Source organism: Vaginella massiliensis (assembly GCF_900089075.1).
GTDB lineage: Bacteria > Bacteroidota > Bacteroidia > Flavobacteriales > Weeksellaceae > Weeksella > Weeksella massiliensis_A.
The window spans coordinates 49381-61183 of the sequence record NZ_LT593747.1 but is presented as its reverse complement, the minus strand read 5'-3'; the positions used below and the strand labels follow the sequence as shown (position 1 = coordinate 61183).

Genomic DNA, 11803 nt, shown 5'->3' with positions numbered 1-11803 from the left:
TATAGAAGTAAAGCTTGAAAAATTATTCAAATTTTCCATTGTCGCAGTTTCTATAGGGTAATTACCTATTTCTATAACATCTAAAAGTCGAATATCTCAATATAAGTTATTAGGACTAGAAATAGTAATAAACCAGTCATTAATATCATCAGGATCTCTATTGAAATTTAGTGTATATGATCCATATCCAAAACCATGTATCCATTCAGGTTCAATGGTTTGCCCATCGAAAGTGGCGGAAAAAGTATTCCCGCCATTGTCTTTGCCGCTGTCATCGTCATTGTTGCAAGAGAACAATGAGAGAAATGCTAAAATTAAAATTATTGGTTTCATTTTTTGATAATTTTTTTGGTTATAATTTCATTGTTGATAGTTGCTTTGATAAAGTAAACTCCCAGTTTAACTTCCAAACTATTATAATCTATCTCGTGTACTCCATGACCTTTCATAAACAAGAATGTAGCATAAAAATTATGTTTATGCGGTTTTTCTATACGTTTATGATTTTGCAAGAGATGTGTTGATATGGTATTTGCGTAAAACTGCTTATCATTGAGTTGCGCTTGAAAATCTTTAATTTCTACAAGATCAATTTGTTTCATTTCATAATGATATAAAATCAAAAACACACATAAAAAACAATCAATTTTCAAAATTTTCTTTGAAAAAATTTACAATACACAACATTTTATATTTATTTATAAATATAAAACAAAGATGCTATGAAAAAAGAAAAAGTAACTCCAAAAAAAGATGCAGCAAAATCTTTAGAAGATTTATTTGAAGATTATTTAAAAGATACTTTATGGGCAGAAAATGCGGTTAAAGATTCATTACCTAAAATGATTAAAAATGCTACTTCTAAAAATTTGAAAAAAGCATTAGAAGATCATTTAGAAGAAACTAAAAATCAAATTAAGACTCTAAAATTGGTTTTTAAATCAATTGGTGTAAAGCCCGAAGAAGAAAAATGCAATGCGATGGCAGGAATACTTGAAGAAGGTGAAGGTATTTTAGAAGAAACCGAACCTGGAGCAGTTAGAGACGCAGGTATTATTGCCTCTTGCCAAAAAGTAGAACATTATGAAATTGCTTCATACGGTACAATGGTTTCCTATGCTCGACATTTAAAAAAAAAAGAAGCTAAAGATTTGATAAATGAAATTTTGAAAGAAGAAAAAAAGACTGATCAATTGTTATCAAAACTTGCTACTTCTGAGATTAATTTAAAAGCTGATAAATAAGCATAAAATTTAGTTCTTAAAAGCCTATCTAAATATCAAGATAGGCTTTTTATTTTTCAAAAAAATCTTCTTCAATATTTCTTAAATAAAACCAACCGTTATAGGTATCTTCTATTTGTAACTTTTGTTACGATTTATAATTATTTCAACTTTGCCGTTACCGTTCGGCTGACCGTAAAGACTTCTAAACCCGAAGTGATTTTCCCCATTGAAATCAGAGCGTTTGCATAGCCTTCATCCTAATAAAACAATGCAAGATTGCCCCACGGCTCATAGTCAGTTAAATTGGCGACCGGGGGATCGAAGCCAGACGGTGCATTTTCTGAACTAATCTTTGGCGACAATAGACTGATTTTCTCCAATTTGTTATAATCTTCCAGTTTCAAAGTTAAGGGAAGTAATGAGGCAAAATCTTTACATGTCGGGTGGTTGTACAGGATGGTCTTTGCGGTCTTTTCGCCTATTGTAATTTTTACTTGTACGCTGTCCATTTCAGAAACAAAATTTTTATTACTTTCTTTGGTTCGGTTATTTTAGTGGTTGCAGGCATAAAGCTGAATGCCAACGAGTGTAAGCCATAATCTACACCTTATTCTATCCATATTTTCGATTTATAGGATTACCTTACAAATATCGCAACAGTTGAGCTCCGCTATTTTATACAGGATACGGTTCTTTTTACCATTTTTACTGATTTGGGTTGGAAGGTGTAGATAAGGCGTTGATGTTTATTAAATTTATATTTGAAAAAAAGGATGATGGAACAGGTTGAAAAGAATAGACACCGTAAAGCAGTACAATGATTATGTAGGTGCCGAGACGCTGTTTCCGCTGATTAGTGTAATTGATTTTAACGAAATCTGCCCGATACCGTATTTCAAGACGTATATGGGAGTTTGCGCCGTGTTTTTGAAAGACGTGAGAAGTGGCGATATGCTGTATTGGTTGCCAAAATTACGACTAAAAAGACGGCACGCTGGTTTTTGTGGCTCCGGGGCAGGTGTACGGTGTCGACAGCAAGTGCGAGGCGATAAAACCTTCAGGCTATGCCTTAGTTTTTCATCTCGATTTGAAAAAAGATACGCCGCTTGCCAACGGGATAAAAGAGTTCAGTTTTTTTCGTATCAGGTGAATGAGGCCTTGCACCTTTGGAAAAAAGAGCGAAAGACGATTGTATTCTGTTTAGAAAAAATCGCCGAAGAAATTCAGCAAAACATCGTCCGCCACAGCAAAACGCTCATCATGTAGAATATAGAACTCTTTCTGAATTACTGCATACTTTTCTACGACCGCCAGTTTATCACCCGTAGCCACGCTAACAGCGACATTCTCACCCGTATCGAAAAGTTGCTCGACGACTACTTCAACTCTGACAAGCCTTACCGCATCGGGTTGCCGACGGTAATTTATTGCGCCGAAGAACTGCACCTTTCGCCCAACTATTTTGGCGACCTCATCAAAAAAGAAACCGGCAGTACGGCACAGGAATTTCTGCAGACCAAAGTGATCGAAATTGCCAAAGAACGCATTTTCGACCATTCTAAATCCATCAGTGAAATTGCCTGCGATTTAGGGTTTAAATATTCGCAGCATTTCACCCACCTTTTCAAACAAAAAACAGGCATTACGCCTGTCGAATTCCGGAGCTTGGATTAAGGGATTTGATTGGGAAGATTGTTATAAAATATTTTTACCTTCATCCATTAACATAACCCACTTTGAAACATTAATTTAACCTGAATATAATATTGAATTCATCTTGAAAAATCAATTTTGTCTAGATGAACTATTCAAGCTGAATATGAGAAAACTTTTAGTTGTTTTTGGTCTTTTCTCGCTGTTTTCGTGCAGTAAAGAAAAAAGCATCAAAATGAAAGGATCAGACACCGAGGTAAACCTCGCGGTGAATCTCGCCGAAAAGTACACCGAAATCAACCCCGATTTTAGCATTGCTATTTCGGGTGGCGGATCGGGACTTGGAATCACATCTCTACTGAACGGTCAGGCAGACATTGCCAATTCTTCTCGACCGCTATCTGCTCAAGAAATACAGCAATTCAAAGACGCTGGTATCCAACTACGCACCATTGTTTTTGCCGAAGATGCTACAGCATTTATCGTTCATAAAGCGCTGCCGATTGATGAAATTGATGTAAACAGCTTGGGCAAGATTATGAACGGAGAAGTGACAAATTGGTCCGAAATAGCCGATGTTGACATGGACATCAACATTTACGGTAGGCAAAGTAGTTCAGGTACCTATTCTTTTGTGAAAAATAAACTAAAAACCGAATTTACCAGTTCTGCAAAAGAGATGACCGGCAACGCGCAAATTATAGAAAGTGTAAAAACAGATAAAACCGGAATTGGCTACGTAGGCGCAGGTTATCTGTTACACGATTCGGCTGAGGGCAACGATATTAAAATTCTTAAAATAAAGGAAACCCCTACTTCTACTGCTTATTCCCCTTTGGATCTTGCAGCTATCAACCAGAATCTATATTTTTTTCAAAGACCTTTGTATCAGTTTATAATCGAAAAATCGTGGTATAAAGTAAAACCGTTTATCGATTTTGAAAAAAGCGATATGGGTAAAAAAATGATCGAAGAACACGGATATTATATAATAGAAAAATAAATGAACTACAAGACCAGAATATCGCTCGACTTTTTCTTTAAAGTTATTTTTAAAACCACAGGACTATTAGTATTAGCGCTTTTGGGAGGTATTTTTGCCATGTTGTTTTACAACTCTATCTCGTTTTTTTTAGACATTCCTCCTTTGGATTTCATTACTGGTATAGAATGGGTACCAACTGCCAAAAGCCCTAAATACGGAATGTTACCGCTTATCATCAGTACAACTATCGTAACGCTTGGTGCCATGATCATTGCGATACCTTTGGGTTTGGGCACTGCAGCTTTCATATCAGAATATGCCAGTCCGCGCCTAAAAAACATCTTGAAACCTACCATTGAAATGCTGGCGGCAATACCGTCGGTGGTTATTGGTTTTTTGGGTATTGTGGTGTTGGGTCCAGGTATTGCTAATCTTGCAGATTTACCAAATGGGTTAAATGCTCTTAACGGAGCTATCTTATTGGCTATCATGGCATTGCCTACTATAATTACAGTTGCCGAAGATGCCATTCACGCCGTGCCAAAAGCCTATAAAGAAGCCAGTTATGGTGTGGGGGCTACCAAATGGCAAACTTTACGAAAAGTAATCATACCAGCTGCAGCACCGGGTATAATCGCGGCGGTAATGCTGGGTGTGGGTAGAGCCATTGGCGAAACCATGACGGTTCTGATGGCTACCGGAAACGCATCTCTGCTCCCAACCGGAATATTTGATTCGGTAAAAACCATGACCGCGACCATTGCCATCGAAATGGGCGAAGTACCTTACCAAACAACTCATTATTATGCTTTGTATGCCATTGCAACAGTCTTGTTTTTCATGACGCTGATTGCCAATTTGGTAGGAGAATTTTTTATAAATAAATTTAGAAAATACCATGCAGCTTAGAAATAGAATTGCCTCTGTGATTGAGTGGGGAACTCTGCTCTCTACCACGCTCATCGTATGTTTTTTTCTCTTTGTAATAATTTGGGAAATTGTTTCGAAAGGAGTTTCTTCTTTGTCTTGGGAGTTTGTAACGACCATCCCAAAAGACGGAATGACAAAAGGCGGAATTTTAACACCGATTATCGGAACGGTTTTACTGACTTTGATTACTGCAGCTTTTTCGATTCCATTTGGAATTTGTTGTGCGATTTATCTCAACGAATACGCCGAAAACAATTGGCTCACAAGAACCATTCGAGCTTCTATCAGAAATCTCTCTGGCGTCCCATCGATTATTTATGGTTTGTTTGGTCTCACCTTGTTTGTGCAGGCTTTACAATTCGGAACATCTTTATTGGCAGCTGGTTTGACCCTCGGGTTGTTGTCGCTACCCTACATCATTACCACTACTGAAGAAGCACTAAGACGCATTCCGAATAGTACACGCGAGGGTGCTTTGGCCGTTGGTGCCACCAAATTCGAAACCATAAAAGATGTTGTACTTCCTTCGGCGATGTCGGGTATATTAACTGGTGTTGTACTCACCCTTTCGCGTGCAGCTGGTGAGACCGCTCCTATCCTATTTACTGGAGCCGCTTTTTACATCAACGGTTCGTCGGGGTATATCAATCAAGAATTTATGGCATTGCCCTACCATTTGTACATGTTATCAACGCAACATCAGTCCATAGAACAAGTTCGCCCAATCGCCTACGGTACAGCTTTGGTGCTGGTTATTGTGGTCTTTTTATTAAACCTTTCAGCGTTCTACATTCGCTATAAATACAGAAAAAATGAAAACTAAATTATCCGTTCATAATTTATGCCTCAGTTTTGGAGACAAACAGGTGTTGAAAAACATCGACCTATCTTTTGGAGAAAATGAAATCACGGCATTGATTGGTCCGTCGGGTTGTGGCAAAAGTACTTTATTGCGAAGCTTCAATCGCATGCACGATCTTTCGCCAGACGCTAAAATCACAGGAACTTTACGCCTAGAAGATCTGGATTTGTATGCAAAGCAAGTTCCGGTAACCGAAATACGTAAACGCATCGGCATGGTTTTTCAAAAGGCAAATCCGTTTCCAAAAAGCATTTACGACAATATTGCTTACGGTCTGAAAATCAACAACCTTCCGCACGGCAAAGAGATCATCCAAAAAGCACTGGAAGAAGCGTATTTGTGGGATGAAGTAAAAAACGATTTGAAAATGCCGGCTACTCGACTGTCTGGTGGACAACAACAACGTTTGTGCATCGCAAGAGCCGTAGCGCTGAGACCCGAAGTTATTTTGATGGACGAACCTTGCTCGGCATTAGACCCTGTGAGCACCCTGAAAATTGAAGATTTGATAAAGCATTTGAAAGATGACTATACCATTGTGATTGTCACGCATAATATGCAACAGGCACAACGCCTTGCCGACAAAACGGTGTTCATGTATTTGGGCGAAGTAAAGGAAGAAGGTCCAACGGAACGAATTTTCAATAACCCGAATAACGAACTGACAGCCAAATACATCAGCGGACATTTTGGTTAACGCGCAGCTTTCATTTTTTCGTGTCAGGTCGATCAAACCAAAAAAATAGATACAGATATTTAGTGTTTTAAACTTGAAAACAGTAGTAGTCATTCGATTGTTACTGTTTTTTTGTTCCGTTTATCACATTCGAAATGATTTGGAACGGATTGATGCGCTCCGTTTAGAATCAGCCTAAATTTCAAACAAAACAAAGTAACTTTGTGAAGATAATTTTATAATTTTCCAACACTAAAGCATTCGCATGAAAACAAAGCCAAATTACCAGACGTATTTAATTAATTTAGACCGCGCTACCGATCGTTTAAAATTTATGCAAAACGAATTCGAAAAAACGGGAATTTCGTTTGAACGCATTACCGCTGTCGATGCTAAAACATTGGATCACAACTCATACCGCATCAAAAACAAATACGACCGAGATTTGGTTCCGGGAGAAATCGGATGCTATCTAAGTCATATCAAAACGCTTGAAGTGTTTTTGGCTTCGGATTATGATTTCGCTCTGATTATTGAAGATGACGCCGTTTTACAGCCCAATTCTAAAAACATTATTGAAAAAGCGCTGGATAATTATCCAACCCTTCCGACTAAACATCAGTGGGACGTTTTGAAATTGGCCAACGGAAAAAGACGAAATATAAAAGTAGCGACCTTAGACGAGACCTATTTTATTGGAGCTTGCGGCACGAGTATTCCCATTACCACTATTGCGGCAATTTGGACTAGAAAAGCGGCTCAGAAATTCTTAGATAAAGTCAACAAACCTATTGCAACCATTCGCCGTCCAATCGATTGCGATTTGCAACATCCTTGGGAATTTGATTTGCGAATCTACAATTTGTTGCCCTCTTTGGTTGATGGCGCCGGTGCAGAAACTCAGATTCAGACCAACCAAAACCTGAAAAAAGCTAAACTATCTAAACAAGTTTTTTATGAGGTAAATCGGGTTTTTCATAAATATACGTATTTGATTAAGCATCATGGTTTTAAGAAGTTTTACGATAGTTTTATAGCCAAAAAAACCGAACGAGTTTTGTAAAATTCCGCTAGGTGAAAACTGATAGTAAACGATAAAAAAAATTATGGTTTATGACTATTTATAGAAAAGTTTTATGGGTTGGGAAGTGACCTTTAGAAAATGGACTTTTGAGAACTTCTCGGTTTCCGGTCTTCGTGGGCTACGAGAATCTCAGCCCCCGAATCCCGTACATCGCACCTCATGCTCTATCCTGAGCTTGTCGAAAGAAAAACGGCATCTAAATCGTTGGCGTTAAGAAAATCATTTTCAAGGAGGAATAGAATGAATTACCGACTGTAAGGAGCGATTTAATTCATTCCCGAAGTGAAAAGGATTTTTAGCCAAAACGATTTAAAGCCTTGATTTTTTTGGTTACTTTTTTATCAAGAAAAAAGTAATAAAATAAAGAAATATTAGCACACATATCATGCAAAGCCTCTCGAAGCGACCTTTAATTGATGGACTTCGGGGCTTAGAGAATCTCAGCCCCCGAATCCCGTACATCGCACCTCATGCTCTATCCTGAGCTTGTCGAAAGAAAAACGGCATCTAAATCGTTGGCGTTAAGAAAATCATTTTCAAGGAGGAATAGAATGAATTACCGACTGTAAGGAGCGATTTAATTCATTCCCGAAGTGAAAAGGATTTTTAGCCAAAACGATTTAAAGCCTTGATTTTTTGGTTACTTTTTTATCAAGAAAAAAGTAATAAAATAAAGAAATATTAGCACACATATCATGCAAAGCCTCTCGAAGTGACCTTTAGATAATGGACTTCGGGGCTTAGAGAATCTCAGCCCCCGAATCCCGTACATCGCATCCCAAATCTCGTCCCCTTTGACATGCTCAGGAAACGTGAGATTTTGGCAGCATCAATAGGATAGTTTAGTGTAAAAAGTAGCTTTTTATGATAAATTTTTTATAAAAATAAAATTCAGTATCAGGTATTTATAAGAAATTTCACTATCTTCGATAAAATATGCCGTTAAAATCTTTTGGAGAAATCAAAAACCTTTCTATATTTGCACAGCAATTAAGACAAAGACCCATGGTGTAACGGTAGCACACCGGTTTTTGGTGCCGTTTGTCGGGGTTCGAATCCCTGTGGGTCTACTAAGTCTTATGCCTTGATGAGTAATTGTTGAGGCATTTTTTTTCGAAAAAAATTGCACTTCAAAATAGACTCATGGTGTAACGGTAGCACACCGGTTTTTGGTGCCGTTTGTCGGGGTTCGAATCCCTGTGGGTCTACAAACGGGAAGAGTCTTGTGCTTTTCCCGTTTTTTTTGTGTATTCACATGCTCTTTTTTCCAAAACACTTTATTATATTTGATGTACAATGAATTTGGAAACCATCATAAGTGAAGCCAAAAAGGGCAAACAAATTGCCCAGAATCAGCTCATCGATTTGTTTTGGAAACGAGTTTATCACTACGTGTTGGCAAAAATACAAGATGATGAGGAATCAGAAGACATTACGATTGAGACTTTTACTAAAGTTTTCAATAAATTAAAACTCTATAATCCTGATTTTGATTTCTCGACTTGGGTCATTTCCATTGCGCACAATACGATGATCGATCACCTTAGAAAATCGAAGCATTTCAAAGTTTCTATTGACGACGAAGAGTTCAGACTTCGGTACGATTTGTTGGAAGATATACCATCGCCAGAAGAGTCACTGATTCTACAACAAGACAACGACCACCTATTGAAGGCGATCGCTCAACTGCCCACCCACTATCAGAAAGTAATCGAATTGCGTTACTTAGAAGATAAAACTTATAAAGAAATTGCAGCTGAATTAGACCTTACTTTGGCTAATGTAAAAGTTCGTATTTTACGTGCCAAACAACTGCTCACCGATAATTTGAGATGATTTAATACTAAAATTCCTAAAAAATCGTTAATTTTACAGAACAATGATTGGTATAAAAATGCAATATATTGTACGATTTTTTGGTTTGATGCTCGTCGGTATTCTACTAGTTTCTTGTGGATCAAGTAGAATAACGAATGTAAGAAAAACGGGAAATAACCATAAACAGATAAAAGTTACGACAACTAAAGACGCAACAAGAGCTACTGCGATTTTTAGAGAAGAGCCTATGGTCAACTCAGAATCCATCATTCTGAAAAATGTGCCCGATCAATTTTTGGATCGTACGACTATCGAAATCCAATCGATCATCATTGCAGCAAGTCAATATCTTGGAACGCCTTATCGTTTTGGAGGTACAGATGTCAAAGGAATGGATTGTTCTGGCTTGGTCATTCGTTCTTTCGAAGCTGTAGAAATGTCGATGCCTCGCATCTCGAGGGATCAAGCTTCCAAAGGCAAACAAATCAGCCTCAACGACATCAAAATTGGCGATTTATTGTTTTTCAACACTTCGGGCAGCTCGATTTCACATGTCGGAATTGTCGAAAGTGTAAAAGATGGAATCGTCTATTTCATACATGCTTCTACCTCTAAAGGTGTAATGGTCTCTTCTCTAGCCGAAAATTATTGGAGCCGAAGATTTGTAAAAGCAACCCGCATGTTGTAATTTCAATCCATGAAAATAATTCGTTGGATTGGCGTACTGTTTTTTGTGTTTCTGAGCATACAGGTTGTTGCACAGAACGACTCTATTCCTTTTCAAGACAGCATCGTCCATCCAAGTCAGAAAGAAAAAAAGAAATTCAACGAATGGGGTTTGGTCAAAACCGTTCGAGGTTTACTTTTCAAAAAAGATCCTAAAAAAAACTCTGCTGCACGCAGAGACTCGCTTCGACCAAAATCTGACTTTTTACCATTTCATCATCAAAAAACAATTCGGCACATTTACATACAATCCAATGACCCTTTTGGATATTCTGCCACCGATTCGTTGAAGACGCCAGAAAAAAAAATCGAGCAGATTGGAAATGCGCTACACGGACGTACCAAGGATAAAATCATTTCGGAATATTTACTTTTCAAAGAGGGCGAACTGTTAGATTCGTTGAAAATCAGAGAATCTGAACGTTTGTTACGCGAAACTTTTCTGATTCGGCGCGTTAAAATTTCTGCCAAAGAAACTGCCCAAGGCGATGGTGTCGATGTTTTTGTACGCACGGTCGACTCATGGAGTATGGTAGTGAGCGGTTCGGTTTCTACCTCTAAAATCGGAATCCGATTTCGTGAACGCAACTTTTTAGGAATCGGACATGTTTTCGATAATCGGATAAAATACGATTTCGATGAAAAACAATATCGATATATTGGGCGTTATGGTATCCCAAATCTTTTCAAAACCTTTATATCTTTCGAAGGGCTTTATTATAAAGATTATGAAGATTTTTATACAAGAGGAATCTCGTTTCAACGCCGTTTTTACTCGCCTTTGGCTCGATGGGCGGGCGGAATTTCTTTGAGTGAGCATTATTTTAGAGAAAATTTAGATTTTTCTGAAATATTTTTAGAAAACAAACATATTTTCAAATACGATAACCTGGATTTTTGGGGAGCTTGGGCATTCAAAATTCAGTCAGAACACGGTAGATTCAACAAGATTACCAATCTGATTGTCTCGGGTCGTTACAACGAAAGAAAATATGACGATTCGCCTGCAATTGGGTATGATCCTGATGATTTTTTCTCCAGTCATCAATTGACGATGGGCGGAATTGGAATTTCTTCTTTAGGTTTTATCAAAGAGCGTTTTTTGTATCGGGTTGGTTTTGAAGAAGATATTCCTGTCGGACGATCGATTATGGTGAGTTTCGGTAACGAGCACAAGAATGAAAACGATCGATTGTATTTAGGAGCTCGATACAAATCGGGAAATAAAACAAAATATGGATATTTGGGGATGATTGCCGAATACGGAACATATTTCAACCAAGGTAATTTAGAACAATCTGTATTTTCGTTGCAAAGCTTGTATTTTACCAACTTATTCAATTGGGGTAGTTGGAAATTTAGACAATTTGCCCGAACGACATTTGTTTACGGTTACAATAGATTCGACACCCAAGGCGATATGCTTTCTTTGCATTCAGACGATTATTTGGGGATTCGCGGATTCAATTCAGAGAATTTATTCGGGACACAAAAAGCGATTTTATCGCTTCAATCGCAAGCATATTCACCTTGGACCGTTTTGGGATTTCGCATGTCTCCGTTTTTCAACGCGACGTTTGGAGTGTTGGGAACCGATAAAAAAAATATTTTACAAAATAAAATCTATCCGAGTTTAAGTTTAGGTTTAATTTTGAGCAACGAATTTTTGGTGTTCAACAATTTTCAGATTTCGTTATCATGGTTTCCTAAAACGCCTGGTAAAGATGATCACCGAATTCTTACCAATACATTCAACAATTACGATTTTGGATTGTTTAATTACGAAATCGGAAGACCAGAAACCGTAAAATGGAATAAATGGTATTAAAATTGTAGGAGCGGT

14 protein-coding genes and 2 tRNA genes are annotated in these 11803 nt (G+C 37.8%); 13 read left to right on the top strand and 3 right to left on the bottom strand.

Annotated elements, in window-relative coordinates; translation table 11 throughout:
* Window positions 1-96: 96 nt before the first annotated feature.
* Both BN8061_RS07625 and BN8061_RS07620 read right to left on the bottom strand, forming a co-directional pair.
* Entirely contained in the window at window positions 97-333 is a 237-nt protein-coding gene (locus tag BN8061_RS07625; RefSeq protein ID WP_068598103.1) for a hypothetical protein, read from the bottom strand.
* Window positions 330-602 carry a T9SS type A sorting domain-containing protein gene (locus BN8061_RS07620; protein ID WP_068598102.1) on the bottom strand — a complete coding sequence of 91 codons (273 nt, stop codon included), beginning with the start codon at window positions 600-602 and terminating at the stop codon, window positions 330-332. The genes BN8061_RS07625 and BN8061_RS07620 overlap by 4 nt, the downstream gene beginning before the upstream one ends.
* 120 nt (window positions 603-722) lie before the next feature.
* On the opposite strand from BN8061_RS07620, the gene BN8061_RS07615 reads away from it, so the two are divergent.
* A complete protein-coding gene (locus tag BN8061_RS07615; protein ID WP_068598100.1) occupies window positions 723-1244 on the top strand; it encodes a YciE/YciF ferroxidase family protein in 522 nt (173 codons plus the stop codon).
* Between the two features lie 239 nt (window positions 1245-1483).
* Here the strand turns inward: BN8061_RS07615 and BN8061_RS07610 are convergent, their stop codons facing one another.
* A complete protein-coding gene (locus tag BN8061_RS07610) occupies window positions 1484-1735 on the bottom strand; it encodes a cyclophilin-like fold protein (RefSeq protein WP_068598098.1) in 252 nt (83 codons plus the stop codon).
* A 277-nt stretch (window positions 1736-2012) separates the two neighbouring features.
* Between BN8061_RS07610 and BN8061_RS12370 the strand changes: the two genes are divergently transcribed.
* From BN8061_RS12370 to BN8061_RS07555, 12 genes are all read left to right on the top strand, one after another.
* Window positions 2013-2492: a hypothetical protein gene (locus BN8061_RS12370; RefSeq protein WP_317038982.1), complete on the top strand. Its 480-nt coding sequence runs from the start codon at window positions 2013-2015 to the stop codon at window positions 2490-2492.
* A gap of 99 nt (window positions 2493-2591) precedes the next feature.
* On the top strand, window positions 2592-2900 hold the full coding sequence (locus BN8061_RS12365) for a helix-turn-helix domain-containing protein (RefSeq protein WP_317038981.1): 309 nt from the start codon (window positions 2592-2594) through the stop codon (window positions 2898-2900).
* Window positions 2901-3114: 214 nt separating this feature from the next.
* Entirely contained in the window at window positions 3115-3882 is a 768-nt protein-coding gene (locus BN8061_RS07600; protein WP_235802709.1) for a substrate-binding domain-containing protein, read from the top strand.
* The gene (gene pstC / locus BN8061_RS07595) at window positions 3883-4773 is read left to right on the top strand and encodes a phosphate ABC transporter permease subunit PstC (RefSeq protein WP_068598095.1); all 891 of its coding nucleotides are present in this window, start codon (window positions 3883-3885) and stop codon (window positions 4771-4773) included. It begins immediately after the preceding gene.
* Complete coding sequence (gene pstA, locus BN8061_RS07590; RefSeq protein ID WP_068598093.1) at window positions 4763-5617, top strand: phosphate ABC transporter permease PstA; 855 nt, start codon at window positions 4763-4765, stop codon at window positions 5615-5617. The genes pstC and pstA overlap by 11 nt, the downstream gene beginning before the upstream one ends.
* Window positions 5607-6353 (top strand): phosphate ABC transporter ATP-binding protein PstB, encoded by a 747-nt coding sequence (gene pstB / locus BN8061_RS07585; protein ID WP_068598091.1) that lies wholly within the window; start codon window positions 5607-5609, stop codon window positions 6351-6353. Before pstA ends, pstB begins: the two co-directional genes overlap by 11 nt.
* A 244-nt stretch (window positions 6354-6597) precedes the next feature.
* Window positions 6598-7395: a glycosyltransferase family 25 protein gene (locus BN8061_RS07580; RefSeq protein WP_068598089.1), complete on the top strand. Its 798-nt coding sequence runs from the start codon at window positions 6598-6600 to the stop codon at window positions 7393-7395.
* 1020 nt (window positions 7396-8415) lie between these two features.
* A tRNA-Gln gene (locus BN8061_RS07575) sits at window positions 8416-8486 on the top strand.
* Between the two features lie 67 nt (window positions 8487-8553).
* Window positions 8554-8624 (top strand) — tRNA-Gln (locus BN8061_RS07570).
* An 88-nt stretch (window positions 8625-8712) separates the two neighbouring features.
* Window positions 8713-9252: an RNA polymerase sigma factor gene (locus BN8061_RS07565; protein WP_068598087.1), complete on the top strand. Its 540-nt coding sequence runs from the start codon at window positions 8713-8715 to the stop codon at window positions 9250-9252.
* A 58-nt stretch (window positions 9253-9310) separates the two neighbouring features.
* Window positions 9311-9922 carry a C40 family peptidase gene (locus tag BN8061_RS07560; protein ID WP_162270413.1) on the top strand — a complete coding sequence of 204 codons (612 nt, stop codon included), beginning with the start codon at window positions 9311-9313 and terminating at the stop codon, window positions 9920-9922.
* A gap of 9 nt (window positions 9923-9931) precedes the next feature.
* Window positions 9932-11788, top strand: a complete 1857-nt coding sequence (locus BN8061_RS07555; RefSeq protein ID WP_068598085.1) for a BamA/TamA family outer membrane protein — start codon at window positions 9932-9934, stop codon at window positions 11786-11788.
* Window positions 11789-11803 lie beyond the last annotated feature (15 nt).